This is a genomic window from Mycobacterium sp. DL, assembly GCF_039729195.1.
Lineage (GTDB): Bacteria > Actinomycetota > Actinomycetes > Mycobacteriales > Mycobacteriaceae > Mycobacterium > Mycobacterium hippocampi_A.
The window spans coordinates 2,378,097-2,404,259 of record NZ_CP155796.1 but is presented as its reverse complement, the minus strand read 5'-3'; the positions used below and the strand labels follow the sequence as shown (position 1 = coordinate 2,404,259).

29 protein-coding genes and 2 pseudogenes are annotated in these 26,163 nt (G+C 66.9%); 11 read left to right on the top strand and 20 right to left on the bottom strand.

From position 1 onward, the window contains the following. Nucleotides 1–9: 9 nt before the first annotated feature. Nucleotides 10–810, bottom strand: a complete 801-nt coding sequence (locus ABDC78_RS11570; protein ID WP_178362348.1) for a thymidylate synthase — start codon at nt 808–810, stop codon at nt 10–12. 42 nt (nt 811–852) lie between these two features. Between ABDC78_RS11570 and ABDC78_RS11565 the strand changes: the two genes are divergently transcribed. Together ABDC78_RS11565 and ABDC78_RS11560 are read left to right on the top strand one after the other, a co-directional pair. Then, nucleotides 853–1,590, top strand: a complete 738-nt coding sequence (locus ABDC78_RS11565) for a dienelactone hydrolase family protein (protein ID WP_178362347.1) — start codon at nt 853–855, stop codon at nt 1,588–1,590. A 34-nt stretch (nt 1,591–1,624) separates the two neighbouring features. Beyond that, nucleotides 1,625–2,554, top strand: coding sequence for a CoA ester lyase (locus tag ABDC78_RS11560; RefSeq protein WP_178362346.1), 930 nt, complete (start codon nt 1,625–1,627; stop codon nt 2,552–2,554). Here the strand turns inward: ABDC78_RS11560 and ABDC78_RS11555 are convergent. The 4 genes and pseudogenes from ABDC78_RS11555 to dapB all read right to left on the bottom strand — a co-directional run bounded on the left by ABDC78_RS11555 (nt 2,548) and on the right by dapB (nt 4,800). Next, nucleotides 2,548–3,007 (bottom strand): annotated as a pseudogene (locus ABDC78_RS11555) (hypothetical protein). The gene ABDC78_RS11560 and the pseudogene ABDC78_RS11555 sit on opposite strands and share 7 nt — an antisense overlap. Nucleotides 3,008–3,152: 145 nt before the next feature. Continuing rightward, the gene (locus ABDC78_RS11550; RefSeq protein WP_178362345.1) at nt 3,153–3,608 is read right to left on the bottom strand and encodes a flavodoxin family protein; all 456 of its coding nucleotides are present in this window, start codon (nt 3,606–3,608) and stop codon (nt 3,153–3,155) included. Further along, nucleotides 3,605–4,066, bottom strand: a complete 462-nt coding sequence (locus tag ABDC78_RS11545; protein ID WP_178362344.1) for a hypothetical protein — start codon at nt 4,064–4,066, stop codon at nt 3,605–3,607. Before ABDC78_RS11545 ends, ABDC78_RS11550 begins: the two co-directional genes overlap by 4 nt. Next, on the bottom strand, nt 4,063–4,800 hold the full coding sequence (gene dapB / locus ABDC78_RS11540; protein WP_178362343.1) for a 4-hydroxy-tetrahydrodipicolinate reductase: 738 nt from the start codon (nt 4,798–4,800) through the stop codon (nt 4,063–4,065). The genes ABDC78_RS11545 and dapB overlap by 4 nt, the downstream gene beginning before the upstream one ends. Nucleotides 4,801–4,916: 116 nt before the next feature. Between dapB and ABDC78_RS11535 the strand changes: the two genes are divergently transcribed. The 3 genes and pseudogenes from ABDC78_RS11535 to ABDC78_RS11525 all read left to right on the top strand — a co-directional run bounded on the left by ABDC78_RS11535 (nt 4,917) and on the right by ABDC78_RS11525 (nt 7,938). Then, the gene (locus ABDC78_RS11535; protein WP_178362342.1) at nt 4,917–6,467 is read left to right on the top strand and encodes an HNH endonuclease signature motif containing protein; all 1,551 of its coding nucleotides are present in this window, start codon (nt 4,917–4,919) and stop codon (nt 6,465–6,467) included. 189 nt (nt 6,468–6,656) lie between these two features. Further along, the gene (locus ABDC78_RS11530; protein ID WP_347133435.1) at nt 6,657–7,028 is read left to right on the top strand and encodes a hypothetical protein; all 372 of its coding nucleotides are present in this window, start codon (nt 6,657–6,659) and stop codon (nt 7,026–7,028) included. A gap of 9 nt (nt 7,029–7,037) precedes the next feature. Continuing rightward, a pseudogene (locus tag ABDC78_RS11525) lies at nt 7,038–7,938 on the top strand (NAD(P)-dependent oxidoreductase). A gap of 22 nt (nt 7,939–7,960) precedes the next feature. Here ABDC78_RS11525 and ABDC78_RS11520 read toward each other — a convergent pair. After that, entirely contained in the window at nt 7,961–8,476 is a 516-nt protein-coding gene (locus ABDC78_RS11520) for an Lrp/AsnC family transcriptional regulator (protein WP_178362341.1), read from the bottom strand. Between the two features lie 95 nt (nt 8,477–8,571). On the opposite strand from ABDC78_RS11520, the gene ald reads away from it, so the two are divergent. After that, complete coding sequence (ald, locus tag ABDC78_RS11515; RefSeq protein WP_178362340.1) at nt 8,572–9,687, top strand: alanine dehydrogenase; 1,116 nt, start codon at nt 8,572–8,574, stop codon at nt 9,685–9,687. On the opposite strand, the gene ABDC78_RS11510 is transcribed toward ald, so the two are convergent. Further along, nucleotides 9,684–10,673 carry an IS481 family transposase gene (locus ABDC78_RS11510; protein WP_347133434.1) on the bottom strand — a complete coding sequence of 330 codons (990 nt, stop codon included), beginning with the start codon at nt 10,671–10,673 and terminating at the stop codon, nt 9,684–9,686. The genes ald and ABDC78_RS11510 overlap by 4 nt on opposite strands. 107 nt (nt 10,674–10,780) lie before the next feature. Continuing rightward, nucleotides 10,781–11,167, bottom strand: a complete 387-nt coding sequence (locus tag ABDC78_RS11505; RefSeq protein WP_178362338.1) for a YchJ family metal-binding protein — start codon at nt 11,165–11,167, stop codon at nt 10,781–10,783. A 46-nt stretch (nt 11,168–11,213) separates the two neighbouring features. Between ABDC78_RS11505 and ABDC78_RS11500 the strand changes: the two genes are divergently transcribed. Further along, complete coding sequence (locus ABDC78_RS11500) at nt 11,214–11,771, top strand: DUF4334 domain-containing protein (protein ID WP_178362337.1); 558 nt, start codon at nt 11,214–11,216, stop codon at nt 11,769–11,771. Here the strand turns inward: ABDC78_RS11500 and bla are convergent. The 6 genes from bla to ABDC78_RS11470 form a co-directional block, all read right to left on the bottom strand. Beyond that, a complete protein-coding gene (gene bla / locus ABDC78_RS11495) occupies nt 11,754–12,665 on the bottom strand; it encodes a class A beta-lactamase (RefSeq protein WP_178362336.1) in 912 nt (303 codons plus the stop codon). The genes ABDC78_RS11500 and bla overlap by 18 nt on opposite strands. 18 nt (nt 12,666–12,683) lie before the next feature. Next, the gene (locus tag ABDC78_RS11490; RefSeq protein ID WP_178362335.1) at nt 12,684–14,030 is read right to left on the bottom strand and encodes a pitrilysin family protein; all 1,347 of its coding nucleotides are present in this window, start codon (nt 14,028–14,030) and stop codon (nt 12,684–12,686) included. After that, a complete protein-coding gene (locus ABDC78_RS11485; RefSeq protein ID WP_178362334.1) occupies nt 14,008–16,281 on the bottom strand; it encodes a polyribonucleotide nucleotidyltransferase in 2,274 nt (757 codons plus the stop codon). Before ABDC78_RS11485 ends, ABDC78_RS11490 begins: the two co-directional genes overlap by 23 nt. A gap of 334 nt (nt 16,282–16,615) precedes the next feature. After that, entirely contained in the window at nt 16,616–17,107 is a 492-nt protein-coding gene (locus ABDC78_RS11480) for a hypothetical protein (protein ID WP_178362333.1), read from the bottom strand. 10 nt (nt 17,108–17,117) lie between these two features. After that, a complete protein-coding gene (gene rpsO / locus ABDC78_RS11475) occupies nt 17,118–17,387 on the bottom strand; it encodes a 30S ribosomal protein S15 (RefSeq protein WP_178362332.1) in 270 nt (89 codons plus the stop codon). A gap of 166 nt (nt 17,388–17,553) precedes the next feature. Then, complete coding sequence (locus ABDC78_RS11470) at nt 17,554–18,528, bottom strand: bifunctional riboflavin kinase/FAD synthetase (RefSeq protein WP_178362331.1); 975 nt, start codon at nt 18,526–18,528, stop codon at nt 17,554–17,556. A gap of 80 nt (nt 18,529–18,608) precedes the next feature. Here ABDC78_RS11470 and mntR point away from each other — a divergent pair, with 80 nt between their 5' ends. Together mntR and ABDC78_RS11460 are read left to right on the top strand one after the other, a co-directional pair. Then, nucleotides 18,609–19,319 (top strand): manganese-binding transcriptional regulator MntR, encoded by a 711-nt coding sequence (gene mntR / locus ABDC78_RS11465; RefSeq protein ID WP_178362330.1) that lies wholly within the window; start codon nt 18,609–18,611, stop codon nt 19,317–19,319. Between the two features lie 12 nt (nt 19,320–19,331). Continuing rightward, entirely contained in the window at nt 19,332–19,763 is a 432-nt protein-coding gene (locus tag ABDC78_RS11460; protein WP_178362329.1) for an SRPBCC family protein, read from the top strand. On the opposite strand, the gene ABDC78_RS11455 is transcribed toward ABDC78_RS11460, so the two are convergent. The 4 genes from ABDC78_RS11455 to ABDC78_RS11440 all read right to left on the bottom strand — a co-directional run bounded on the left by ABDC78_RS11455 (nt 19,760) and on the right by ABDC78_RS11440 (nt 22,891). After that, nucleotides 19,760–20,197: a hypothetical protein gene (locus ABDC78_RS11455; protein WP_178362403.1), complete on the bottom strand. Its 438-nt coding sequence runs from the start codon at nt 20,195–20,197 to the stop codon at nt 19,760–19,762. The genes ABDC78_RS11460 and ABDC78_RS11455 overlap by 4 nt on opposite strands. A gap of 140 nt (nt 20,198–20,337) precedes the next feature. Continuing rightward, entirely contained in the window at nt 20,338–21,234 is an 897-nt protein-coding gene (gene truB / locus ABDC78_RS11450; RefSeq protein ID WP_178362328.1) for a tRNA pseudouridine(55) synthase TruB, read from the bottom strand. Nucleotides 21,235–21,269: 35 nt separating this feature from the next. After that, nucleotides 21,270–21,947 carry a 4'-phosphopantetheinyl transferase gene (locus ABDC78_RS11445; protein ID WP_178362327.1) on the bottom strand — a complete coding sequence of 226 codons (678 nt, stop codon included), beginning with the start codon at nt 21,945–21,947 and terminating at the stop codon, nt 21,270–21,272. Continuing rightward, the gene (locus tag ABDC78_RS11440; protein WP_178362326.1) at nt 21,944–22,891 is read right to left on the bottom strand and encodes a metallophosphoesterase; all 948 of its coding nucleotides are present in this window, start codon (nt 22,889–22,891) and stop codon (nt 21,944–21,946) included. Before ABDC78_RS11440 ends, ABDC78_RS11445 begins: the two co-directional genes overlap by 4 nt. Before the next feature lie 153 nt (nt 22,892–23,044). Between ABDC78_RS11440 and ABDC78_RS11435 the strand changes: the two genes are divergently transcribed. Together ABDC78_RS11435 and ABDC78_RS11430 are read left to right on the top strand one after the other, a co-directional pair. Continuing rightward, nucleotides 23,045–23,629, top strand: a complete 585-nt coding sequence (locus ABDC78_RS11435) for a DUF3558 domain-containing protein (protein WP_178362402.1) — start codon at nt 23,045–23,047, stop codon at nt 23,627–23,629. A gap of 39 nt (nt 23,630–23,668) precedes the next feature. Beyond that, on the top strand, nt 23,669–25,315 hold the full coding sequence (locus ABDC78_RS11430; protein WP_347133433.1) for a CocE/NonD family hydrolase: 1,647 nt from the start codon (nt 23,669–23,671) through the stop codon (nt 25,313–25,315). Here the strand turns inward: ABDC78_RS11430 and ABDC78_RS11425 are convergent. Together ABDC78_RS11425 and ABDC78_RS11420 are read right to left on the bottom strand one after the other, a co-directional pair. Continuing rightward, on the bottom strand, nt 25,304–25,864 hold the full coding sequence (locus tag ABDC78_RS11425; protein ID WP_178362324.1) for a DUF1802 family protein: 561 nt from the start codon (nt 25,862–25,864) through the stop codon (nt 25,304–25,306). The two genes, ABDC78_RS11430 and ABDC78_RS11425, sit on opposite strands and share 12 nt — an antisense overlap. Beyond that, nucleotides 25,861–26,127, bottom strand: a complete 267-nt coding sequence (locus ABDC78_RS11420) for a DUF2277 domain-containing protein (protein ID WP_178362323.1) — start codon at nt 26,125–26,127, stop codon at nt 25,861–25,863. The genes ABDC78_RS11425 and ABDC78_RS11420 overlap by 4 nt, the downstream gene beginning before the upstream one ends. Between the last annotated feature and the right edge of the window lie 36 nt (nt 26,128–26,163).

The following is a 26,163-nucleotide window of genomic DNA, read 5'->3' as shown; positions in this document are numbered from 1 at the left end:
AAGCAGTCCTCATACAGCGACGGGTGCTTTGATCGCCGGGTGCGGGTCGTAGTTCTTGATCACAACGTCCTCATAGGTGTAGTCGAAAATTGAATCGCGATGCCCCAGAACGAGTTCCGGATACAGCCGCGGCGGCCGGGAAAGCTGGAGGGTGACCTGCTCGACGTGATTGTCGTAGATGTGGCAGTCTCCCCCGGTCCAGATGAACTCGCCGACCTGCAGGCCGGCCTGGGCGGCCATCATGTGGGTCAGCAGGGCGTAGCTGGCGATGTTGAACGGCACCCCGAGGAACAGGTCGGCGCTGCGCTGGTAGAGCTGACAGCTGAGCCGGCCGTCGGCGACATAGAACTGGAAGAACGCGTGGCACGGCGGCAGGGCCATCTGCGGAATCTCGCCCACGTTCCACGCCGAGACGATGTTGCGCCGCGAATCCGGATCGGATCTGAGCAGGTTCACCGCGGCGCTGATCTGATCGATGTGCTCACCTGACGGTGTCGGCCACGACCGCCATTGCACCCCGTAGACCGGCCCGAGATCACCTGTTGGAGAGGCCCATTCGTCCCAGATCGTGACGCCCCGCTCCTGAAGCCACCTGACGTTGGAATCTCCGCGCAGGAACCACAGCAGCTCGTAGACGATCGACTTGGTGTGCACCTTCTTGGTGGTGATCAGCGGGAACCCGGCACCCAGGTCGTAGCGCAGCTGATGCCCGAACAAGCTGCGGGTGCCGGTGCCGGTGCGATCGGATTTCGGGACCCCGGTATCGAGCACCAGGCGCAACAGATCCTCGTATGGAGTGGCGATCGGCACGCCGTCAGCTTACGTCGCGTCGGCCGGAGTAGAACTACAACCATGCCGAGGATCACCGACACCGTGCCGACCGCTGACGGCACCTGCCCCGTCTCCCTGCACACTCCGGACTCCCAGGGCTCCTGGCCGGGGATCGTCATGTACCCCGATGCCGGCGGTGTCCGTCCGACGTTCCGCGCGATGGCCGACAAACTCGCGGACCACGGATACGCGGTGCTGGTACCCGATGTCTACTACCGCGACGGTGACTGGACGCCGTTCAGCATGGCCACGGTTTTCGAGGACGAGAGTGAACGCGGCCGGCTGTTCGCGATGATCAGCAAGATCACACCCGACCTCATGGCCGCTGACGCGCGGGCGTTTTTCGACTACCTGTCGTCACGGGAGGAGGTCAGCGGAGACTCCTTCGGTACCACCGGGTACTGCATGGGCGGACGGACCTCACTGATCGTCGCCGGCAGGATTCCCGAGCGTGTCGCGGCGGCGATGTCGTTCCACGGTGGCGGGCTTGTCACCGAGGATCCCGACAGCCCCCATCTGCTCGCCGGCCGGATCCGGGCGGCGGTCTACGTGGGTGCCGCCCAGAACGACCGCGCATTCACCACCCAGGACGGCGAGACGCTGGCCAAGGCTCTGACCGAGGCAGGTGTCGAGCACACCATCGAGTTCTATTCGGCGTTCCATGGATTCGCCGTCCCGGACAACGGGCCTTATGACGAGCCGGCGGCGCGGCGCCACTGGGAGGCGACGGAATCGTTTTTCGCCAGCCATCTGCGATGAACCGTTTTGCCCGGGAAGTGCCCGATGAGCGACCATGAACGCCGTGTATGACCAGACCTTCGGCGATCCGACCTCCCATGAGCGCGGAACCCGCATCGATCCAGTGCTGGCCCGTAGCTGGCTGCTGGTCAACGGCGCCCAGTACGAGCGCTTCCAGTCCGCGGCCGACTCGCGGGCCGACATCGTCGTCCTCGACATCGAGGACGCTGTCGCACCGAAGGACAAGGCGACCGCATCCGGCAACGTGACCCGCTGGCTCGCCGAGGGCAACACCGATTGGGTGCGCGTCAACGGGTTCGGAACCCCATGGTGGGCGGGCGATCTGGAGATGCTGGCCGGGACGTCGGTGGGCGGGGTGATGCTCGCGATGGTCGAATCGGTCGACCATGTCACCGAAACCGCCAAACGACTCCCGGGAGTGCCGATCGTCGCCCTGGTCGAGACCGCTCGCGGTCTGGAACGGATCACCGAGATCGCGGCGGCGAAAGGCACATTCCGCCTCGCGTTCGGCATCGGCGACTTCCGCCGCGACACCGGCTTCGGGGATAACCCGACAACACTGGCCTACGCGCGGTCGCGCTTCACGATCGCCGCGAAGGCAGCGCACCTCCCGAGCGCCATCGACGGGCCGACGGTGGGCTCCAGCGCGCTGCGGCTGAGCGAGGCCACCGCCGTCTCGGCGGAGTTCGGCATGACCGGCAAGATCTGCCTGACACCCGATCAGTGCGCCACCATCAACGAGGGGTTGTCCCCGTCGGTCGAAGAGATCAGTTGGGCCAAAGAGTTTTTCGTCGAGTACGAGCGCGACGGCGGCGAGATCCGCAACGGCTCGGATCTGCCGCGCATCGCACGCGCCAACAAAATCCTGGATCTGGCACGCGCCTACGGGATCGAACCCTCAGAGTTCGACGACGTCGACGACCCGGTGCACATCCCGGCGCCGTCGGACACCTACCACTACTGAGCGCGTTTGCGGGAGTGCATGAAGGTTGCCACTCCGCGCAGGATGCCGCGCGCGGCGTAGACGCCGGCGATGATCGACAGGATGATCAGCACGATGAACAGGATCAGCCAGTTGCTCCGACTGTGGCTGACGTTCCACCAGACGATGGTGAACAGGATCGCGCAGATGAACACGACGATGTCGCGCCAGTTGCCCTCGTAGGAGGTCGCAAGCTCGCGGATCTGGCGGTTCTTGTCGACCGCCGCGACGATGTCGTCGATCCGAAGGTCGATCACCCGCTGCAGTTCGGCGCGGCGCTCGACATCCTCGGGCGGGATGCGGTCCAGAAGGTCCATGTCGGTCTTGATCGACGCCCGAACATCAGGACCTTTGAAGCCGCCTGCGGCAAGACCCCAGCAGTGCCCCACCGGCGATCGGTGCGCCGGCCATGGCGATTTCGGCGATACCCGGCATGTGACTCCTCAGCGAGCGTCAGGGGTCTGCATTGAACGTGCCGTTCCACGAGCGCACCCGCATGTGATTGTAGGTTCGGTCGCCCACGACAGGCCGATTCGGCTCGCCGGTTTCCACCGTCGTGTATGCGGCGCGACTGGCCGCGTCATTCCATTAATCGAGCAGCAACCGTCGCACCGAGATTCCAGCATGCTTCCAGATCGGCCTTCGTCGGCTTGCCCGACACGACAACCGTCTCTGCGGCACGCTCCCACTGCAGCCCCGTGGTGATTCCGTTCACTGCACGCTCGGCTCCCTCGGTGCCCTCGTTGCCGTGGAGGTACAGACCGAACGGGCGGCCCGACGTCGAATCGATCAGCTGGTAGTAACTCTGATCAAACGCGTGTTTGAGAGCGCCCGAGATATAGCCCAGGTTCGCCGGCGTTCCCAGCACATACCCGTCAGCTTCCAGCATCTCCACCGAGGACACCGTCAGCGCGGGCCGGCGCACCACCTCGACGCCGTCGATCTCGGGATCGGTGGCACCGGAAAGCACCGCCTCGAGCATCTCCTGGCAGTGCGGCGACGGCGTGTGGTGCACGATCAGCAGCGTCTTACTCATGACGCCTCCATCTGGACGGCCTTCTTCATCGCCTCTCGGGCGCGTGTGCGATCACCTGCATAGTCGTACGCGCGTGCCAATCGGTACCAGCGCTGCCAGTTGTCCCGATCGGACTCCAGCTCGCTACGCACCGTCTCGAACAGCGCGTCGGCGGCGTCCCTTTTGATGCGCCCGGAGGGCATCCGCGGTAGGTCGCTGACGTCGAGTTCCATCCCGCCTTCGCGTGCCAGCCGCGCCAACCGCTGATGTGCCAGGCCCGCCTTCAACGTCGAGACCATCACCCAGACACCGATGACGGGCATGATCAGGATGGCGGCACCCAGCCCGATTGCCGCGGGTCGCCCCGACGTGATGAACACCAGTGCAGCGCGGCCCAGCATCACGAAGTAGACGATGAGCGCCACGCACATGAAGCCGATCAGCAGCTGGATCCGCAGTGCGCGTGCCCCGTCGCTCATGTCAGGTCGAGCAGCGGCTCGATGCCGATGGTCAGACCCGGGAACTCGCGAATCTTGCGGACCGCGAGCAGCACTCCGGGCACGAACGAGGTCCGGTCGATGCTGTCGTGGCGGATTGTCAGCGTCTCCCCCATCGTGCCGAACAGCACTTCCTGATGAGCGACGAGCCCGGCGAGTCGGATCGAGTGCACGGGAACTCCGTCGACGTTCGCTCCGCGCGCTCCCTCCAGACCGGTGCTGGTGGCATCGGGATTGGGCGGCAACCCTTTCCGCGCCTCGGCGATCAGCTTGGCGGTTCGGGCGGCCGTCCCCGACGGCGCATCGGCCTTGTGCGGGTGATGAAGTTCGATGACTTCCACCGAGTCGAAGAACCGCGCGGCCTGTTTCGCAAAGTGCATCGACAGCACCGCGCCGATGGCGAAGTTCGGCGCGATGAGCACGGCCGCATCGGGTTTGGCCGCCAGCCAACCCTTGACCTGCTCGATGCGCTCGTCGGTGAACCCGGTGGTACCGACGACCGCGTGGATGCCGTTGTCGATGAGGAACTTCAGGTTGTCCATCACCACACTGGGATGGGTGAAGTCGATGACGACCTCGGTTTCGGCGTCAACCAGTGCGGTCAGAGAATCGCCCGCATCCACACCTGCGGAGAAGGTGAGATCATCAGCGTCCTGCACAGCAGCCACCATGGTCGCGCCGACCTTGCCCTTGGCGCCCAGCACTCCGACTCGCATGGGCTAACCCTAACGTGCCGCCCGACGGCACTCGGGCCTACCGCTTTCGCCACTCAATTCACTTGTGTCACTGCGGTTTCAAGGTTCACACTCCGAGCGGTTTTGTCGGTGGTCGAATGTATGTTCGAAGCATGTCGGGTACGGCGGTTTTGCAGGAGGCGGTGACCGCGTTACGGGCCGCCTTCGACGCGGTCGCTGCCTGCGACATCGACCTGCTGACCCGCGCTGAGCTGATCGGACCCCTCGACGAGCTCGAAACGTTGGGGTGCCAGCTCCCGGCGGTGAGGCAGCGGTTGTTGGCCCGGCTGCAGACCGAGACCACTCCACAGCAGCTGGGTGCCAAGTCCTGGAAAGACGTCCTGACCGTCCGCTGGCGCCTCTCGGGGGCCGAAGCGAATCGTCGGCTGAACGATGCGGCGGTGTTGGCGCCGCGGCGCACCATCACCGGCGAACCCCTCCCTGCCGCGCTGCCGGCGACCGCGGCCGCCCAAGACCTCGGGCTGATCACCAGCGAGCATGTCGCGGTGATCCGCGCTGCGGTCAAAAAACTCCCGAGTTTCGTCGACGCGGCCACCGCCGCCCAGTTCGAAGTCGACCTGGTGCGCGTCGCGGTCGGTGTCGGACCCAAAGAACTCGAAGGCGAAGCCGCGCGGGCGTTGTTCCTGCTCGATCAGGACGGCCCCGAACCCGACGACACCGAACGCGCCCGCAAACGCGGTGTGTCGGCAGGTAAACAACGCGCCGATCTGATGACACCGCTCACCGCAGAGCTGACCCCCGAGGCGTGGGCGGTGTGGGAGCCGATCTTCGCCAAATACGCCGCCCCCGGCATGTGCAACCCCGACGATGCGCAACCGTGCACCTCGGGCACACCGAGTCAGGCTCAGATCGACAACGACCACCGGTCGCTGGCGCAACGCCAACACGACGCGCTGGTGGTGGCCGGGCGGATCGCGCTGATGAGCGGGGAACTCGGACAGCTCAACGGACTGCCGGTCATGGTCATCATCCGCACCACCCTGCAAGACCTCGAGAGCAGAGCCGGGGTCGGTGTCACCGGCGGTGGCACCGTCATGCCGATCAACGACGTGATCCGCCTCGGCGCCCACGCCCACCACAGCCTCGCGGTATTCGACCGCGCCACCGGATCCGCCCTGGACCTGTTCCGCACCAAACGCGTCGCCTCGATCGCCCAACGGCTCATGCTCGCCGCCCGCGACGGCGGCTGCACCAAACCCGGCTGCACCGTCGGCATCTACGGCACCCAAGTCCACCACGCCACCGCCGACTGGAACGACGGCGGCAACACCAACATCGACGACCTCGGCCTCGCGTGTGGACCCGACAACAGAATGGTCAACACCCACGGCGGCTGGACCACCCGGATGAACGATCGCCACGAGGTCGAATGGATCCCACCACCGGGACTGGACACCGGCCAAGCGCGGATCAACTACTACCACCGCCCCGAAGCCCTCCTCCGCCCACCAGATGAACCCCGACCCGGCGACGCCGAACCGATCGCGTCCGAGCCGATCGACCCTGAACCGATCGACCCTGAGCGGGTTGCCCCCGAACCCATCACCCACGAGGAACTCGACCCCCAACCGAGCGACCACACCAGCGAACCCGGCGGACCCGCACCACCCGACAACCAAGCAGCCTGACCGCTGCAGATATCGGTTGCCGACAACTCGCCAGTCCGCACCATCGGGGACTGTGGATTTGTCGGTGATTCCGGCCTGACATGCTGAGCGTTGCTGGGCGGGGGAAGTTGCCCGGCGACGACCCGCCCGATGGTGGCGACTTACCCGAAGACAGCAAAGATCCGTGACGCGCTGTCTACGCTCCATGGTGTGAAGAGCATTGTTTCCGCCGTGATTGCCGCCGGCCTGGCATCCGCGGGTGTCCTGGCTGCGCCGGCCATCGCATCTCCGGGGAGTTACGGCAGCAATGGCGTGTTCGGCGTCAGCACCCAGCCGCGCGAGGGCTGGGCGACCACGTTCATCCCACCGGGCCGTTACCGCGTCGACCAGTCTCCCAGCATGCGGCCCTACCAGAGCGCTCCGGGCTACTGGCTGCGGTGTCGCGACTTCCCCTGTGCAGGAACATCTCCCGCCAACATCATCGCCACGGGCGGTGCGCTGCGCGACGCGCCGACGTTTGTCGACATCCTGCCCGACGACGTGGCTGTGAGCCTGTACAACGTCACGCTGACAGCGGCGTAGAACCGACCCGTGCGCGGCTACAAGATCCTGGTCACCGGCCCGACAGGCCAAGTCGCGACTCCGCTGGCCAAAGCACTCGCGGCCGACAACGAAGTGTGGGGCATCGCCCGCTTCAAAGATGCCTCGGCTCGCGCCGATCTGGAGGCGGCAGGGATTCGTTGCACGACAGTCAATCTGGCCTCTGGCGATTTTTCGGGCATTCCCTCCGACTTCGACTATGTGCTCAATCTGGCGGTGGCCAAGAGTGGCCGCTGGGACAAGGATCTCAGTGCCAACGCAGAATCAGTCGGCCTGCTGATGGCGCATTGCCCTGACGCGAAAGCGTTTCTGCAATGCTCCTCAGCCGCCGTGTACGACCCGCCGGACGACGAGCCCCGCACCGAGGCAACTGCCCTCGGCGACAATCACAAGTCGCTGTTCCCCACCTACTCGATCTCCAAGATCGCCGGCGAAGTGGTGGCACGTTCGATGGCGCGCACCCTCGGCACGCCGACCGTCATCGCACGCCTGAACGTGCCGTACGGCAACTACGGCGGCTGGCCGTTCTATCACATAGAGATGTTGCTGAATGGCGTTCCGATCCCGGTTCCACCCGGAGGGCCGGCGCACTACAACCCGATCCACGAGGACGACATCATCGCGACTCTGCCCAAGCTGCTCGACGCCGCGTCAGTACCAGCCACGACGGTCAACTGGTGTGGGGAACAGGAAGTCAGTCTTCAGGAGTGGGCCTCGCACATCGGTTCGCTGGTCGAGCGGGAGCCGGTCTTCGAGGAAAGTCTCCAGGCGTTGCGCGGCGGGCCCACCGATGCCACCCGGATGCGTGAGCTCACCGGCGGCACCACGGTCGACTGGCGTGACGGGAATCCGACGCATGGTCACGACGTTCCATCCCGAACTGGTTCGCTGACCGACGCGACCGCCGCCTTCGCTCACAACGGCGACGCACCCCGGAGATGCTCGAAGATCAGAGAGGTCTGCGTCCCGGCGACATCCTCGTCGGCGTTCAGATTCTCCACCACGAACGAGCGCAGATCGTCGGTGTCGCGCGCGGCGACGTGCAGGATGAAGTCGTCGGCGCCCGCGAGGAAGTAGACATCCATCACCTGGGGCTTCCGGCGGATCTGCTGGATGAAGTTGCGGATCTTGCTGCGCGCGTTGAACTGCAGGTTGACCGAGATCATCGCCTGCAGGTTCAGGCCGATCGCCGCCGGGTCGATGTCGGCGTGGAATCCACGGATCACCCCGATGTCCTGCAACCTGCGCACCCTCCCGTGACACGTCGACGGCGCGATTCCGACGAGGTCGGCCAATGCGCTGTTGGACATGCGGGCGTCGGCATGCAGAGCGGTCAGAATCCGGCGATCGACGTCGTCCACGGGGCTGGGCCGAACATCCTTCGACGGTCGCGCTTCTCGTCGCCCGTACTCCGGCGATTCTTCAGCCATTTCCACATCGTAGCGAATTGTTGTCGTTATTATTGCGTCCAATCGGGCAGTTCTTCACAATTGAACGCAACCCACCACGATTCTGAGGAGCGATCATGCGTGTCGGCATCCCGACCGAGATCAAGAACAACGAGTACCGCGTCGCCATCACCCCGGCAGGCGTGGCCGAGCTGACCCGCCGCGGTCATGACGTTCTGGTGCAGGCCGGCGCCGGCGCCGGCTCGGCGATCTCCGACAGTGACTTCAAGGCCGCCGGCGCGCAGGTCATCAACACCGCCGACGAAGTGTGGGCCGAGGCCGACCTGCTGCTCAAGGTCAAGGAGCCGATCGAGGCCGAGTACAGCCGGATGCGCAAGGGCCAGACGCTTTTCACCTATCTGCACCTGGCGGCGTCCAAACCCTGCACCGATGCGCTGATGGCCTCGGGAACCACGTCGATCGCCTATGAGACCGTGCAGACCGCTGACGGTGCGCTTCCGCTTCTGGCGCCGATGAGCGAGGTCGCCGGACGCCTCGCCGCACAGGTCGGCGCATACCACCTGATGCGCACCCAGGGCGGTCGCGGTGTGCTGATGGGCGGCGTCCCCGGCGTCGCACCGGCCAAGGTCGTCGTCATCGGCGGCGGAATGGCCGGTGACAACGCGGCCGCCGTCGCGTGGGGCATGGGCGCTCATGTCACCGTGTTCGACCTCAACATCAACATCCTGCGCAAGATCGACGCCGAGTACGGCGGCGCGATCGAGACCCGCTACTCGTCGACGCTCGAACTCGAGGACGCGGTCAAGCAAGCCGACCTGGTGATCGGCGCGGTGCTGGTGCCCGGCGCCAAGGCGCCCAAGCTGGTCACCAATTCGACTGTCGCGCAGATGAAATCGGGTGCGGTGTTGGTCGACATCGCCATCGATCAGGGCGGCTGCTTCGAGGACTCCCGGCCCACCACCCATGACGATCCCACCTTCGCCGTCCACGACACCGTGTTCTACTGCGTTGCCAACATGCCCGGTGCGGTACCGCGGACCTCGACGTTCGCGCTGACCAACGCCACCATGCCGTACGTGCTCAAACTCGCCGACAAGGGCCGGAAGGCCGCCTGCGCTGCCGACGACTCGCTGGCGAAGGGCCTGTCGACACACGAGGGCGCGCTGCTGTCCGAACAGGTGGCCGCCGATCTCGACCTCCCGTTCACCGACCCCGCCGACCTGCTGGCCTAACTGTACTGACCTGAGAGGTTAGATACGCGGCTGGCGGGTGCTTGACCCTTGAGTGAGGTGTGGCCGCGGTGGTGATTGTAGTGATGCACCCAGAGCGGGAACTCGGCGCAACGTTCGGCGTCGCTGGTGTAGAGCCGCACGTAGGCCCATTCATCGGCAAGGGTGCGGTGAAATCGCTCCACCTTGCCGTTGGTCTGCGGTCGATAGGGTCGGGTCCTGCGATGCTTGATGTCGCCGAGCGCATCACGGAACGCGTGCGATCTGTAGCAGGAGCCATTGTCGGTCAACACATTTCGCACAGCGATGCCGTTCTCTAGGAACCAGGCGTTGGCCCGGGTCCAGAACTCTGCGGCGGTTTCTTTGCGTTCATCTGTCAGCATTTCCGAGTAGGCCAGCCGGGAGTGGGCATCAAGGGCGGTGTGCAGAAAGTGATAGCCGCGCACCGGGTTGCGGTACTTGCTGAAGACCCCGCTGCTCTTGTCGGCGTTGGAGTTGCGGTTGCCCGCCGTGCGGCCCAGTTTGCGCCAGCCGCCGCCGGCGGGGATCTTGCCGAGTTTCTTGACATCGACATGCACCAGATCGCCGGGAGCAGCGGACTCCATTCGGCGGATGACACGCCCCGTCGGGCGGTCCAGCCATCGCAATCGCGCGACTCGGTAGCGGCGTAAGACCCGATGCACCGTGGACACGTTGAGGCCCAGCAGATAGGCGATTCGGGCCGGGCCCCACCGGCGCAGCACCCGGACTTTGATGATGCGGCGTTCGGTGCGCGTCGGGGTCTGATTGGGGCTGCGATGGGGCCGTGAGCTGCGGTCAGCCATCCCAGCCGGCCCCTCCTGGCGGTAGCGCTGCGCCCACCGCTGGGCGGTGGTGACCGCGACCTGGAACCGTTCGGCGGCTCGGCGCAGCGACCAGCCGTCCTCAACAATGCAACGAGCCAGGCGCAGGCGACCGGTTTCTGACAGCGGGGCGTTACGGTGGACCACGAAGACCTCCAGAGTGAGTGGTGTGTTCCTAGACAGCTCGCACTTCACTCGGAGGTCTTCTTCATGTCACCACGCCACGCCGTCCCTAACGTCCGTGGTCGGTACACCTAACTGAACAACTCCCCGTCGAGGTAGAACCACCGACGGGCTCTCACAGCGAACCGGGACCGCTCATGGAGCGTCCCGGTTCGTTGGCTGTCGAGGTACCGCGCGCGAAACTCGACCTCGCCCGTCTGGTCGCCGGGCCCGCCCGCGACACAGTCGATGATGTGGAGTCCTGTCCAGATCAGTCCGGCGTCGTCGACGCGGTCCGGGCGGGTGCGGGGATGCCAGGTGCGCCAGAGATAGTCGACGTCCCCGGTCGCAAAGGCGGTGTACCGCGACCGCATGAGTTGCTCCGCGGTCTGGGCTTCCCGGTCCCCGGTGTGCAGCGGCAGACAGCAACGGCCGAAGGGATCACCGCTGCCGCAGGGGCATGGACTGTCTGACCGCACATCCAATAGTGTGCCGGATTTGACAGGTGTCAAGTAGAGTCTGGGCATGCTTTCGCTCACCGACGTCCTTCCTGATGCCCCGACCACGACGGCCGAGGCACTGACGCTGTTCGATTCACTGCCGGCTGTGGACTCCGAATTCATGATCGGCACCTGGCACGGCGCAGAGCTGCCGACCAACCATCCGCTCGACGGCATGCTGGCGGCCAGTGGCTGGTGGGGCAAGGCGTTCGTGGACGCCGAGACCGTGCACCCGCTGCTGTTTCCCACCGGTGACCGCACCGCGTTGTGGCCGCTGAACCCGGCGCTGGCGTTCGGTGGACTCGGTCTGGCCACCAAGATCCCGGCACTGAAGAAGCAGAGCTTTGCGGGCACCATCACCAGGCTCAAGCCCGCGCTTCAGGCGCGTGGGCCCAAAGCTCGGCTGCGCACCACCCGCTACCGCGGCGTTGACACCGCGACGATGGTGTACGACCAGTTGCCGATCAACGACGTGTTCCGACTGCTCGACGACCGGACGGTCCTCGGCGCGATGGACCTGCGCGGGATCAAGGCGCCGTACTTCTTCGTTCTGCAGCGCGACGACTCACTGCAGCTTGTATAGATCGGCGACGGCGAGCGCGGCCAGTTCGCCGATCAGCGCACGCTGGTTCGGCGCATCCGGATCGTCTGCGGCCGTCGTCGTCATGATCGACAGAAGTAACCGCTGCCCGTCGGGCGCGTAGGCGACACCGATGTCGTTTGTCGTTCCGTAATCGCCACTGCCCGTCTTGTCCGCGCTCGTCCACCCTGCGGGCAGTCCAGCGCGCATGCTCGACGTCTCATTGGCCCGCATCCAGCCCTCGAGACGACGGCGGTTCTCGTCACCGAGCGCCCCGCCGGTCAGCAGGTTGCGGTAGCCGACGCCCACTGCGACGGGCGTGGTCGTGTCGCGGGGATCGCCGGGAACAGCAGAGTTCAACTCGGTCTCCCACCGGTCCAGGCGGGACTCCTCATCACCGATGCTGCGCGCAAGATCGGTGATCGCGGGCGGTCCGCCGAGCACCCGGAGCAGAAGGTTCGCCGCGGCGTTGTCACTGACCTGCAACGTCGCCTGGCACAGCTCGGCCAGCGTCATCGTCGCTCCCACCCGTGTCCCGGTCACCGGCGAGTGGGAGATGATGTCGGTCGGCTCGACCCGGACCGCATCGGTCAGCGATAGCTCGCCGCGTTCGGCCCTCTGCAGAATCGCGGCGGCGGCGTAGGTCTTGAAGGTCGAGCACAGGGCGAAACGCTCCTTGGCGCGGTGGGCCAGCCACCGACCGCTCGCCACATCGACCGCCCAGAGACCGACAACCACGTTGTACTGCCGCTCGAGTGCTTCGATCCGCTGGTCGGTCGGCGGCACCGGCGGGTTGGGATCGTCCGGCCCGGCCAGCACGGTGGGATCAGCACATGCCGCCAGCGCAGCGAGTGACAGTCCCCCGACAACAAGGCGCCGTCTGGACAGCGAGGTCACGCAGACGAGGCTAGGCGATCAACCCGCGATCGTCTGCAGCGCCTTCGGCAACGACCGCTTCCCGCGCACCGGCCCGAGGACCGCCGCGCCGAACGGGCGGGAGAGCAGCAGTCGCGCCACGGCGTTGACCTCGTCGAGGGTGACGGCGTCGATGTGGGCCAAGGTATCGGCGATGCTGCGGTGTTCTCCGTAGTTCAGCTCGCTGCGCCCGATGCGGTTCATCCGCGACCCCGAGTCCTCGAGGCCCAGCACCAGCCCGCCGCGCATCGACCCCTTGGCGATTCGGCATTCGTCGGCGGTGATCCCGTCGCGGCCCACATCGGCGAGCACGTCGGTCGTCACCCGAACGACCTCGTCGAACCGCTCGGGCAGACAGCCGGCGTAGATCGAGAGTGCGCCGCTGTCGGCGAACGTGTCCACCGTCGAGTACACCGAGTAGGCAAGCCCGCGCGTCTCCCGAATCTGTTGGAACAGACGCGAACTCAGCCCGCCACCGAGTGCGGTGTTGAGCACCGACAGTGCCCAGCGGTGGTCCCAGTGCCGTCCCGGGGTTCGTACCCCCATCGACAGGTGGGTCTGCTCGGCGTCCCGGCTCACCAGCTGCAGGGTCGGATTGCCCGGCACGCGCCCGGTTCCCTTACGCGGCGCCAGCGGAGACCGGCCGCGCACCAACCGCGCACTGAAGTGCTCGCGCACCAGGCCGACGACTTCGTCGTGGTCGACGTTTCCGGCGACGGCGACGACCATCCGGTCAGGGGTGTAGCGGCGGACGTGGAACGAGTGCAGTTGCGCGCGTGTCATCGTCGAGATCGACTCCACGCTGCCGATCACCGGACGGCCGACCGGGTGGTCGCCGAACATCGCCGACAGGAAGAGGTCGCCGAGCGTGTCCTCCGGGTCGTCGTCGCGCATCGCGATCTCCTCGAGCACGACGTCGCGCTCGATGTCCACGTCGTGCTGTGCGCAGCGCCCGTTCAGCACGACGTCGGCGACCAGATCGACGGCCAGCGCCAGATCCGCGTCGAGGACATGCGCGTAGTAACAGGTGTGCTCCCTGGCGGTGAACGCGTTCAGCTCACCGCCGACGGCGTCGACCGCCTGCGCGATCTGCACCGCAGTGCGCGTCGGCGTCGCCTTGAACAACAGGTGCTCGAGGAAGTGCGCGGCGCCGGCCACGCTACGGCCCTCGTCGCGGGAGCCGACACCGACCCACACCCCGACCGAGGCCGAGTGGACGTGCGGGATGTGCTCGGTGACCACACGCAGGCCACCGGGCAGATCGGTGCGGCGCACCGCGAGGGACGTGTCATCGTTGCGACGTCCCTTCCGCAGCGACCCCGAGCTAGCTGCTGGTGGTCGCGGCATCTACCGACGCGGGCTCGGACTCGGGAGATGATTCGGCTGAGTCACCCTCGGCGACGAGGACCAGCGAGATCTTGCCCCGGTTGTCGATGTCGGCGATCTCGACCCGCAGCTTGTCGCCGACCTTGGCGACGTCCTCCACCTTGTTGACCCGCTTGCCGCGGCCCAGCTTGGAGATGTGCACCAGTCCGTCCCGTCCCGGCAGCAGCGACACGAACGCACCGAAGTCGGTGGTCTTGACCACGGTTCCGAGGAACCGCTCGCCCGTCTTGGGCAGCTGGGGGTTGGCGATCGCGTTGATCTTGTCGATCGCGGCCTGCGCTGCTTCCCCGTTGGAGGCGCCGACGAACACGGTGCCGTCGTCCTCGATGGAGATCGACGCACCGGTCTCCTCGGTGATCGAGTTGATCATCTTGCCCTTGGGCCCGATGACCTCGCCGATCTTGTCGATCGGCACCTTGATCGTGGTGATGCGCGGCGCGTAGGGGCTCATCTCGTCGGGCTCGTCGATCGCCTCGCCCATCACCTCGAGGATGGTGATCCGGGCTTCCTTGGCCTGCGCCAGCGCGCCGGCGAGGACCTGAGACGGGATGCCGTCGAGCTTGGTGTCGAGCTGCAGCGCGGTGACGAAGTCCTTGGTGCCTGCGCACTTGAAGTCCATGTCACCGAAGGCATCCTCGGCGCCCAGGATGTCGGTCAGGGTGACGAAGCGACGCTCGGTCTTTCCGTCCACCTCGACGTCGTCGGACACCAGGCCCATCGCGATACCGGCGACCGGAGCCTTCAGCGGCACCCCGGCGTTGAGCAGCGACATGGTCGAGGCGCACACCGATCCCATCGATGTGGAGCCGTTGGAGCTCAACGCCTCCGACACCTGACGGATCGCGTACGGGAACTCCTCGACGCTCGGCAGCACCGGCATCAGCGCCCGCTCGGCGAGCGCGCCGTGGCCGATCTCGCGCCGCTTGGGCGACCCGACCCGACCGGTCTCACCGGTCGAGTACGGCGGGAAGTTGTAGTGGTGCATGTAGCGCTTGGTCTTCTCCGGCCCCAGCGAGTCGATCTGCTGGGCCAGCTTGACCATGTCGAGGGTGGTGACGCCCAGGATCTGGGTTTCGCCGCGCTCGAACAGCGCACTGCCGTGGGCCCGCGGCACGATGGCCACCTCGGCGGACAGCGCGCGGATGTCGGTGACGCCGCGACCGTCGATGCGGAAGTGGTCGGTGAGGATCCGCTGGCGGACCAGCTTCTTGGTCAGCGACCGGTAGGCCGCGCCGATCTCCTTCTCGCGGCCGGCGTAGGTGTCACCCAGACGCTCGAGCACCTCGACCTTGATCTCATCGGTACGGGAGTTGCGCTCGTCCTTGCCCGCGATGGTCAGCGCCTTGGACAGCTCCTCGGTGGCCACCGAGGACACTGCGTAGAACACGTCGTCCTGGTAGTCGGGGAACACCGGGTAGTCGCGGGTCTCCTTACCCGCGGCGCCCGCCAACTCCTGCTGGGCGGTGCACAGCGCGGCGATGAACGGCTTGGCAGCCTCGAGCCCTTCGGCGACGACGGTCTCGGTGGGAGCGGTGGCACCACCGGCCACCAACTCGATGACCTTGGTGGTCGCCTCGGCCTCCACCATCATGATCGCCACGTCGTCTTTGCCGTCGGCATCCTGGACCTTGCGGCCCGCGACGACCATGTCGAACACGGCGTCCTCGAGCTGTTCGACCGTCGGGAACGCAACCCATTGGCCGTTGATCAGCGCGACCCGCACGCCACCGACCGGGCCGGCGAACGGCAGTCCGGATATCTGGGTGGATGCCGACGCGGCGTTGATGGCCAGCACGTCGTACAGATCCTTGGGGTCAAGGCTCATGACGGTGACCACGACCTGGATCTCGTTGCGCAGACCCGAGACGAAGGTCGGGCGCAACGGCCGGTCGATCAGTCGGCAGGTGAGGATGGCGTCGGTGGACGGGCGGCCCTCACGGCGGAAGAAGGAGCCGGGAATCCGCCCGGCGGCGTACATCCGCTCCTCGACGTCGATCGTGAGCGGGAAGAAGTCGAAGTGATCCTTCGGATTCTTGCTGGCGGTGGTCGCCGACAGCAGCATGGTCTCGTCGTCGAGGTAGGCGACGACGGCGCCGGCGGCCTGCTGGGCCAGCCGACCGGTCTCGAAACGGATGGTGCGGGTGCCGAAGCTCCCGTTGTCGATCACGGCGGTGGATTCGAACACGCCGTCCTCAATTTCAACTACAGACATAGACGTCCGTACGGCCTCTCTGGGTCATCATTCAGCTGTTTCGCGTGATCACTGCGCGCTGAAGGCTGTCGGTTACGGACAACCTCAAGTGTCTCGCGACAGGCCCGGATGCGTCGACGGCCGTCAGTCGAAGCGGCCGGAGTACCTCCGGCAGCCACTACCGAAGACCGCACGATCGGGCGGTGTCAGTCGTGTCACGCGGGAACGGCGCACGCGGTTCTGCGCGGACCGCACCCGGTTGCTCGCGCCATACGGCTGGCGAACGCACCCATCGTACATCCCGCTGTGTGCGTAATCCCTAATCCGGGGCACGTGCCGCGTGGGGGCAGAACCGTCACGCCACGTCTTCCACACACACCGTGAAGTCGCGTTCGTCGTAGGCGTAGCCCAGCCCGCTGGCGCACAGGTCGGCGCTTGCGACGTCGTCCAGTATCTGCGTGGCCCGCTGACGACCGGGTACCGCCGTGTCATCGCACTCGGTCCGCACCGGATCCTCGCCGGTCTCCCGGGCGATGCTCATGCACCCGCCGACCACCCAGTCGATGTCCAGGCACACGGTGGTTCGCGAATCGGAGAACGAACTGCCCATCGAGTAGTAGGAGTCGACGTCGGTCGGGCATTCGTCGGTCTCCTCGACCACGGCGACGACCTTGTAGTTCGACTCGGCCGTGCCGCAGGGCACTTTCCTCGCCTCCGGCCGGTCGGGTGGACCACCTGTTTCCAGGCAGTCGCCCACAACCACGTCGGCGGTGGCCGCCGAACGGCAACCGGCCAATCCCCCCGCTGCGATGATCGCGACCGACGTGATCACGAACAGGGTTCGCATGGGGCCAGGGTCAGCGACGCAGGCCGAGGCGCTCGATCAGCGAGCGGTAGCGCTGGACGTCGACCTGAGCGACGTACTTCAGCAGCCGGCGACGACGGCCGACGAGCAGCAGCAGACCCCGTCGCGAGTGGTGGTCGTGCTTGTGGGTCTTCAGGTGCTCGGTGAGGTCCACGATCCGCTTGGTCAGCAGTGCGACCTGGGCCTCCGGAGAACCGGTATCGGTGTCGTGCAGGCCGTACTGGCCGAGAATGTCTTTTTTCTGTTCGGCGGTGAGCGCCACGAAACAACTCCATCACATCGGTCCGCGATCAGGGCGTCGGAAAAGCTCCACTGGAGCATCCAACGGGCGCGGCCACCGCGAACTGCAGCACGCGCCGTGTCGAGGTGGGAGTTTAGCAGCGCGGCCGGCACCCCGGCGAATCCGCTGAGCTGCCACGAGCTAGGGGTCAGCGCGCGGCCAGGATGGTGCGCGCGCGTTCGGTGTCGGCGCCCATCGCCGTCACCAGGTCGGCCACCGAATCGAATCTCTCCTGACCGCGCAGGCGTGCGACGAAGTCGACCGCCACATGCTGGCCGTACAGATCGGCCGCGGTATCCAGGACGAACGCCTCGACGGTGCGGGTGCGCCCGGAGAAGGTCGGGTTGGTGCCGACGGACACCGCGGCCTGGTAGCGCTCGCCCGGCGTGACGGAACCGACGACGGGTCCGTGCCCGAGGACGGTGAACCAGGCGGCGTAGACACCGTCGGCCGGGATGGCCGAGTACATCGGCGGGGCGACGTTCGCCGTGGGATAGCCGAGCACCTTGCCGCGCCCGTCCCCGCGGACCACCACGCCCTCGACCCGGTGCGCGCGGCCCAGCGCTTCCGCGGCCGCGACCATGTCACCGGCGTCGACACAGGACCGGATGTAGGTCGAGGAGAACGTCACGGTCTCGTCCCGGTGGTGTTCGGCGACCAGCGACAGCGAATCCACCGCGAATCCGAACCGCTCCCCCGCCTTGCGGAGGAGCCCGACGTTGCCGGCGGCCTTCTTGCCGAAAGTGAAGTTCTCCCCGACCACGACCTCGACCACGTGGAGTCGCTCGACCAGCAGCTCATGGACGTAGCGGTCCGGGGTGAGCTTCATGAAGTCCGTGGTGAAGGGCACGACGAGGAAGACGTCGATCCCCATCTCCTCGACCAGCTCCGCGCGCCGCGTCAGAGTGGTCAGCTGAGCCGGGTGACTACCGGGAAAGACGACCTCCATCGGGTGCGGGTCGAAGGTCATCAGAACCGTCGGGACACCGCGCGACCGTCCCGCCTTCACCGCACGACTGATCAGCTCCTGGTGACCTCGGTGGACACCGTCGAACACGCCGATCGTGACGACACATCGGCCCCAGTCGGTGGGGATTTCGTCCTGCCCCCGCCAGCGCTGCACGTCGCTAGCCTACGGCCCGAGTGCAACACCGGCCCAGCAGCACCACCAGATCAGGTGATGATTGCCTAAACTTTGTGCTTGTGAGTCCTGACGACACCCCCCGCGACCTGACGACGGTCGCCCAGGACTACCTGAAAGTGATCTGGACCGCCCAGGAGTGGTCGCACGAGAAGGTCAGCACCAAGCTGCTCGCCGACCGCATCGGCGTCTCGGCCAGCACCGCGTCGGAGTCCATCCGCAAGCTCGCCGATCAGGGCCTTGTCGATCACGAGAAGTACGGCGCGGTCACGCTGACCGACGCGGGACGACGGGCGGCGTTGGCGATGGTCCGCCGGCACCGACTGATGGAGACCTTCCTGGTCAACGAACTCGGCTACGGCTGGGACGAGGTGCACGACGAGGCCGAGGTCCTCGAGCACGCGGTATCCGACCGGATGCTGGACCGGATCGATGCCAAGCTCGGGTATCCGACGCGTGATCCGCACGGTGATCCGATTCCGGCCGCCGACGGTCAGGTCCCGACCCCGCCGGCGCGTCAACTGTCGGTGTGCCAGGACGGCGACGCCGGAACCGTTGCGCGGATCTCCGATGCCGACCCGGAGATGCTGCGATACTTCGACACCGTCGGGATCAGCCTGGACTCCCGACTGCGGGTGGTGGCGCGGCGCGACTTCGCCGGAATGATCTCGGTGGCCGTGCAGAACCCGGGCAACCCGCCTGTCGAGGGGGATGCCGAGACCACTGTCGACCTGGGAAGCCCTGCTGCACAAGCAATCTGGGTCATAGCGTAGGAGGATTCGGTCATGGCGAAACTAGAGCTGTCGCGCACGCTGGCGCTCCCCCCGGAGGAGGCGTGGGCGCACGCCTCGGATCTGACCACGCTGGGCGACTGGATGACGATGCATCAGGGTTGGCGTTCGGACCTGCCGGACAAGTTGGAGGTCGGCGAGAAGGTCGTGGGTGTCGCGGGCGCCAAAGGCATGCGTAACCGGGTGACCTGGACGATCCGCAAGTTCGATCCGCCCTCGGAGATGGAGATCAGCGGCGAAGGCGTGGGCGGCACCCGATACAAGCTCGCGATGAAGGTCGCCTCGGCCGCCGACGGCTGCAAGTTCACCGTGCGCATGGATCTCGGCGGGGCGCCGCTGTTCGGCCCGATCGGGTCCGCGGCGGTCCGCGCGGTCAAGGGCGACATCGAGAAGTCGATCGAGAAGTTCGAAGAGCTCTACACCTAGAAGGTCCAGGTGCCTTCGGGCTGGACGACAAAACCGTGCTCGCCATAGTGGCGATCGGGCGGGTCGGGGGTGTCTGCAGCCCAGGAGTCGGGTTTGCGCGCCAGACACGCCAGGGAGGTGTCGCTGATCACGGCACACTCGACGCCGTTGCCCGCAGCGAACTTCGAACCCGTCGGCAGCAGTAGATACGGGTCGGCGTCAGTGCCGGTGTCGTCCGTCGTCATCAACGTGCCCTCGCGGGTCAGCGACACCCCCACCGAATCGACACCCTGCTGGGTTCCGGGAACCGGCCCGAAGCAGACCACCCCGAGATCGGGGATGAGGCTGTTGCGGCACTGCAGACCCGACGGCGTGCTGAATGCCCAGCCCGAACTGCTCGGGTGCGCACCGAACACCTGGTAGGGACCCGGATCGACAGCCGGGTAGCCGTCCAGGTCCGGGAACGCCTCCGGCAGCGCCGCGGCGGTCGGTACGCCGCTCACCGCCGCGAGTACCCCTGCCACCATTACCGCCGCGCCTGTTCGAGTTCTCCGTGAAATCCGCACGGATGTTCATCGTCGACGCCGCCGGCGTGTTACCCCTGGAGCGTCGCGGGCCGGATCACGACAACGCTTCTGGTACGGGCACCTGCGTCCTCCAGCAGGGCCATCACCCGGCCGTCCGGCGCCGCTGCGGCGTACAGCCCGTCGACACCCGCCGACTGCAACGGCCGGCCGTGGCCGACATCGATCGCCTCGTTCTCGGTGAGGTCGCGGCGCGGAAACGCCTGCAGACACGCCTGGTCCAGCGTGCACGACAGCGCCGGATCATCGGCCAACTGCTCCAGGGTGCGGGCCTGCTCGAGCCCGAACGCCCCGACACGGGTGCGCCGCAGCGCGGTCAGGTGCCCGCCGACACCGAGTGCGGCGCCGACATCCCGGGCGAGGGCGCGGATGTAGGTGCCACTGGTGCAGTCCACGTCGACATCGACGTCGACGACACCGGGAAGGCCGACCTCCCGCCGCACCTCACGCACCTCGAATCGGTCGATCCTGACCCGACGCGGCTTCAATTCGACGGTCTGGCCGTCGCGCACCAGTTGGTAGGCACGCTTGCCGTCGACCTTGATCGCGCTGACCGCCGACGGGATCTGGTCGATCCCGCCACGCAACGGCGCGATCGCCGATTCGAGCTGGCTCTCGGTCACCGCGGCGGCCGAAACCGATTGCAGGACTTCGCCTTCAGCGTCTTCGGTGGACGTCGTCTGCCCCAAACGGATCGTCGCGAAGTAGGACTTGTCGGTGGCCGTCAGCAGCCCGAGGATCTTGGTCGCACGCTCTATCCCGATGACGAGGACACCGGTGGCCATCGGGTCCAGCGTCCCCGCATGCCCGACCTTGCGGGTGCCGAAGAGTCGCCGGCATCGGCCAACCACATCGTGGCTGGTGAGCCCGCCCGGCTTGTCGACGACGACGAGTCCCGGCTCGGTCACCCCTTCCCGGGTCGCTGCGCTCCTGCCCTCCGGGGTCACAGCACGATCGCCGTCAGGGCAATCCCGTTCTGCACCGACCAACGACCCGACAGGGCCGTCAGCGGCGGCCCGGATTCGGCGGAAGGGTCGATCAGGATCTCCGAGGTGAAGGTTCCCCTCTGACCCGAGTCGTCCACGTCGAACACGATGTGGGCGTCCTCGAAGCCCAGCCACCGGTGCGTCAACGGAAACCACGCCTTGTAGGTCGCCTCCTTGGCGCAGAACAACACCCGGTCCCAGTGCACCCCCGAGGGCATGGCCCGCAGTTCGTGCCGTTCGATGGGCAGACTGATCGCGTCGAGCACTCCGTCGGGCAGCACGCCGTGAGGTTCGGCGTCGATGCCGACCGAGCGGACCTCCTCGCGACGACCGACAGCGGCCCCGCGGAAGCCCTCACAATGGGTCAGACTGCCGACGACCCCGGCCGGCCAGCACGGTTCGCCCTTGTCCCCCTTGAGGATCGGCACCGGCTCCAAGCCGAGGTCGACAAGTGCCTGACGCGCGCAGTACCGCACGGTGATGAACTCGTTGCGCCGCTTGGCCACTGACCGGGCGATCAGCGGTTCCTCTTCGGGCAGCGGTGCGAGTTCCTTGGGATCGGAGTACATCTCGGCGGCGGCCAACGCGTTCACCGAGCCGGGCAGCACCCCGGCGAGCAGCGTCGCTGCGATCATGCACGGTCCTTGATCCGCTGCTGCATCGTCTCGGCGTGCTCGCGCATCTCCTGGGTGATCTGGAAATGCCCGCCGAACTCGTTGAGATAGCCCGGCGCGTACTTCGGGTCCGGCAGGATCTGGCGAAGCCATCGATACGGCCTGCGGCGCCGCCATTCCCGCGGATAGCCGACCGACACTTCCTCGAAGCGCACCCCGTCGTACCAGGTGGTGCGTGGGATGTGCAGGTGTCCGTAGACCGAGCAGACGGCGTTGTAGCGGGTGTGCCAGTCCGCGGTGGCGGTGGTCCCGCACCACAGCGCGAACTCCGGATAGAACATCGCGTCGCACGGTTCGCGCACCATCGGGAAGTGGTTCACCTGGACGGTCGGCATCATCCAGTCCAGATCCTCGAGTCGTTTGCGGGTGTAGGCGACCCGGTCGCGGCACCAGGCGTCGCGCGTGGCGTAGGGCTCCGAGGACAGCAGGTACTCGTCGGTGCCGACGATGTTGCGCTCTCGTGCGATCGCCAGGCCCTCAGCCTTGGTGCCCGCCCCCTGCGGCAGGAACGAGTAGTCGTACAGCAGGAACATCGGGACGATGGTCGCCGGACCACCCTCCTCGGTCCAGACCGGGTACGGGTGCTCGGGGGTCACGATGCCCATCTCGTCGCACATGTTGACGAGATAGTCGTAGCGGGCCTTCCCGTGGATCTGCATCGGGTCGCGCTGGGTGGTCCACAGCTCGTGATTGCCCGGGATCCAGATCACTTTCGCGAAACGTTTGCGCAGCACGTCGAGGGCCCACCGGATCTCGTCGGTGCGCTCGGCCACGTCGCCGGCCACGATCAGCCAGTCATCGGGTGAGGCGGGGTGCAGCGACTCGGTCACCGGCTTGTTCCCGGTGTGTCCGGTATGGAGGTCACTGACGGCCCACAACGTCGGACGTCGGTCGTCACTGGTCACAACCCGTCAGCCTACCGGCGCGCCGCGGCACCGCCGTCCCGGCAACTAGAACAGGTTCTAAGTTCCGTCCCGACGGCGCGGCCCGGCCCGCTACACTCCCGGGCAGGGTCGGACCATTCGGCGGTGCCCGCCGCCACGAGATCAGGGGGTGCGATGGTCGCCAAGCTGCGACTGCTCTCAGCGCTGTGTGCGCTGGTCGCCGCAGTTGTGGTGGTCTGGCAAGCAAACCCCGCCGGCCCACTGAACGCCGACCGCATCGAGCTCAGAGCGACCGGCGCCCCACTGCCCGCCGTGTCGACGACCATCAAGTATCCGGTCATCGATCTGGTGGATCCCGATCCGTTCGACCCGTGCCGGGACATCCCGCTCGACGTCGTACAGCGCATCGGGCTGGCAGTCACCCCACCGACGCCGGAGGACAGCCTGCGCTGCAAGTACGACGCGGGCAACTACCAGATGACCGTCGAGGCGTTCGTGTGGCGAACCTACGAGCAGACCCTGCCCGCAGATGCGGTCGAACTCGACATCAACGGTCACCGGGCCGCTCAGTACTGGATCATGAAGCCGACCGACTGGAACAACCGCTGGTGGATCACCTGCATGGTGACGTTCAAGACCAGTTACGGCGTCATCCAGCAGTCGCTGTTCTACTCCCCCATCTACTCCGAGCCCGACCCGGACTGCATGCAGACGAACTTGCAGAAGGCGCACGAGCTGAGCCCGTTCTACGTCTACTGACCTCCGGTCCCCGTCGGCCGGATGCGTAGCCTCGTCAGCGTGACGCTCCAGCAATCCGTCCTGCGCAAGCTCAGCAGTGTGCTCGAGCTGCCACCGTCGACCACCGATTTTGTCGTCGACCGTGGACAGCTGGTGCCGATGCGCGACGGTGTCGACCTGGTCGCCGACCACTACGCGCCCCGGACAACGACGCCGGTGGGCACGCTGCTGGTCCGCGGGCCGTACGGGCGTGGCTGGCCGTTCGCCGCGCTGTTCGGCTCGGTGTACGCCGCGCGCGGCTACCACGTGCTCATCCAGAGCGTGCGCGGCACGTACGGCTCCGGCGGCGAATTCAGCCCGATGGTCCACGAGATCGACGACGGCGCCGACACCGTCGCCTGGCTGCGCGACCAGCCGTGGTTCACCGGCACCTTCGGCACCGTGGGACTGTCGTATCTGGGGTTCACCCAGTGGGCGCTGCTGGCCGATCCCCCGCCGGAGATGAAGGCCGCGGTGATCACCGTCGGACTTCACGACGCCAGCGGGCCACGTTGGGGTGCGGGGTCTTTCGGCCTCAATGACTTCCTGGGCTGGAGTGATCTGGTCGCCAACCAGGAAGACCCGCGGCGGTTGCGGGTGCTGATGCGCCAGGCCCGCGCCCAACGACGGGTCACCGAGGCATCGCTGGGACTACCGCTCGGCGAGTCCAGTCGGACACTGCTCGGGAACGGTGCAGGCTGGTTCGAGTCGTGGCTCGAGCACCCGCAGGCCGACGATCCGTTCTGGGCCAAGGTCAATCTGCGCGACGCGCTGGACCGGGCAGAGATCCCGGTGCTGCTGCTGACCGGCTGGCAGGACCTGTTCGTCGACCAGACCCTCCATCAGTACCACCGGCTGCGCGACCGTGGGGTGACCACCGGCCTCACAGTCGGTCCGTGGACACACAGCCACATGATGACCAAGGCCGCCGCCACCGTGATCCGCGAATCGCTGGACTGGCTCAACACCCATCTGGGCGGCGCGCCCGAGCAGCGATCGGCGCCGGTGCGCATCCACCTCGACGGCCAGGGGTGGCTCGACCTCGCCGACTGGCCGCCCGCGATGCCCGAGCGAGAGCTCTACCTGCAGCCGTCGGGCGGGCTGTCGGACACCGTTCCCTCGTCCGGCAGCGCGACCTCGTCTGACACAGCGACCTTCGTCTACAACCCCGCCGACCCGACACCCACCGTCGGGGGCCGACTGCTGTCCCCGGTGGGCGGCTACCGCGACGACACGTCTCTGGCCCGTCGCGCCGATGTGTTGACGTTCACCGGCGACCCGCTGCCCGCCGACCTCTACGTCGTCGGGACGCCGGCGCTCGAGCTGGAACACTCCTGCGCCAACCCTCACAACGACCTGTTCGTGCGGATCAGTCAGGTCGACGAGCACGGCCGCTCACGCAACGTCAGCGACGGGTACCTCGCCTCGGCGCCTGATTCCGGGACCGTGCGGCTTCACCTCGACGCAGTCGCCCATACGTTTCCGGCGGGTTCCCGCATCCGGGTGGTCATCGCCGGCGGCTCGCACCCCCGGTTCCTGCGCAACCTCGGCACCGGCGAGTCCGCCGCCACCGGGACCAGGCTCGCCACCGCCCGGCACACCGTCCACCTGGGAGCCGCTACCCGGCTGATCCTGCCCGCCGGCGAGCGCCCGCCGTCAACCGACTGATCGGCGTACCTCGGCGGCGACGCCCTCGAGAGTCGCCTGGTCGTGCACCGGTGCGGCCCACTGCGGGTCGACCGGCAGCTGCACCCAACTCGAGCAGCCGCGGTAGTCAGGCGTGCGCGCCAGCCGCACAGGCTCGACCAGCGGAGCCGCCGAGACGACCAGCACCGTCAGCCGATGTCTGGGCCGGAAGTCGAGCCGGTCGGCACGCACCGAGTCCGACGTCCAGATGTGATGCAGCGCAATCGCATCCAGCTGCTCAGGCCTGGTGACCTCGACCGCGGCCACCACCCGCGCACCGGCACGCAGCACGACGTCGTCGGCGGTGCTGTCCCCCGATGCCGAGTCGAGGATGTCGTGATGCTCGGGGCGCACCCGATCGGCGTGGCTGTGGGCGACCGTCGGGAAGAGCAGGAAACGCGATGCGGTCACCTCGAACCGCTTCTCGTGGATACCACCTTTGCGCAGCAGTACGGTCTGCCTGCCGTCGAGCAACGCATGCACGACCGCACCCCACTCCTTGAGCGCAGGCTGGGTCAGCGTCGCGGTCATCGGAGGTTGAGCCGGGCTCGGACCTCCGGGCGACGCAGCGGCGGAACCGTTTTCGGCGGCTGCCGGCGTGGCTGCAGACCGGCGAGCAGCCGCTCGGTGGACGCGGTGACCTCGGCGACCGCGGCTTCGAAGACGTCGACGTTGGCGCCCGAGGGCCTGGTGATCCCGCTGACTTTGCGGACGTACTGACGCGCTGCGGCCTCGATCTCCTCGGATGTGGCCGACGGTTCCAGACCCCGCAGCTCGGTGATGTTTCGGCACATGGTCTCCACGATAGGCCGGAAAACCCGTGCCGATAC

Excerpts from the sequence above, each read along its gene's own strand:
- ABDC78_RS11545 (WP_178362344.1), bottom strand. The coding sequence starts at position 4,066 with ATGAGCGACGGGGCACGCGCACTGCGGATCCAGCTGCTGATCGGCTTC.
- ABDC78_RS11485 (WP_178362334.1), bottom strand. The coding sequence starts at position 16,281 with ATGTCTGTAGTTGAAATTGAGGACGGCGTGTTCGAATCCACCGCCGTG.
- ABDC78_RS11435 (WP_178362402.1), top strand. The coding sequence starts at position 23,045 with ATGGTCGCCAAGCTGCGACTGCTCTCAGCGCTGTGTGCGCTGGTCGCC.
- ABDC78_RS11490 (WP_178362335.1), bottom strand. The coding sequence starts at position 14,030 with ATGCCGCGACCACCAGCAGCTAGCTCGGGGTCGCTGCGGAAGGGACGT.
- ABDC78_RS11420 (WP_178362323.1), bottom strand. The coding sequence starts at position 26,127 with ATGTGCCGAAACATCACCGAGCTGCGGGGTCTGGAACCGTCGGCCACA.
- ABDC78_RS11560 (WP_178362346.1), top strand. The coding sequence starts at position 1,625 with ATGAACGCCGTGTATGACCAGACCTTCGGCGATCCGACCTCCCATGAG.
- ABDC78_RS11480 (WP_178362333.1), bottom strand. The coding sequence starts at position 17,107 with ATGCGAACCCTGTTCGTGATCACGTCGGTCGCGATCATCGCAGCGGGG.
- ABDC78_RS11550 (WP_178362345.1), bottom strand. The coding sequence starts at position 3,608 with ATGAGTAAGACGCTGCTGATCGTGCACCACACGCCGTCGCCGCACTGC.
- ABDC78_RS11535 (WP_178362342.1), top strand. The coding sequence starts at position 4,917 with ATGTATGTTCGAAGCATGTCGGGTACGGCGGTTTTGCAGGAGGCGGTG.
- ABDC78_RS11520 (WP_178362341.1), bottom strand. The coding sequence starts at position 8,476 with ATGGCTGAAGAATCGCCGGAGTACGGGCGACGAGAAGCGCGACCGTCG.
- ald (WP_178362340.1), top strand. The coding sequence starts at position 8,572 with ATGCGTGTCGGCATCCCGACCGAGATCAAGAACAACGAGTACCGCGTC.
- dapB (WP_178362343.1), bottom strand. The coding sequence starts at position 4,800 with ATGCGAGTCGGAGTGCTGGGCGCCAAGGGCAAGGTCGGCGCGACCATG.
- ABDC78_RS11565 (WP_178362347.1), top strand. The coding sequence starts at position 853 with ATGCCGAGGATCACCGACACCGTGCCGACCGCTGACGGCACCTGCCCC.
- ABDC78_RS11425 (WP_178362324.1), bottom strand. The coding sequence starts at position 25,864 with ATGACCGCGACGCTGACCCAGCCTGCGCTCAAGGAGTGGGGTGCGGTC.
- ABDC78_RS11500 (WP_178362337.1), top strand. The coding sequence starts at position 11,214 with ATGCTTTCGCTCACCGACGTCCTTCCTGATGCCCCGACCACGACGGCC.
- ABDC78_RS11445 (WP_178362327.1), bottom strand. The coding sequence starts at position 21,947 with ATGATCGCAGCGACGCTGCTCGCCGGGGTGCTGCCCGGCTCGGTGAAC.
- ABDC78_RS11460 (WP_178362329.1), top strand. The coding sequence starts at position 19,332 with ATGGCGAAACTAGAGCTGTCGCGCACGCTGGCGCTCCCCCCGGAGGAG.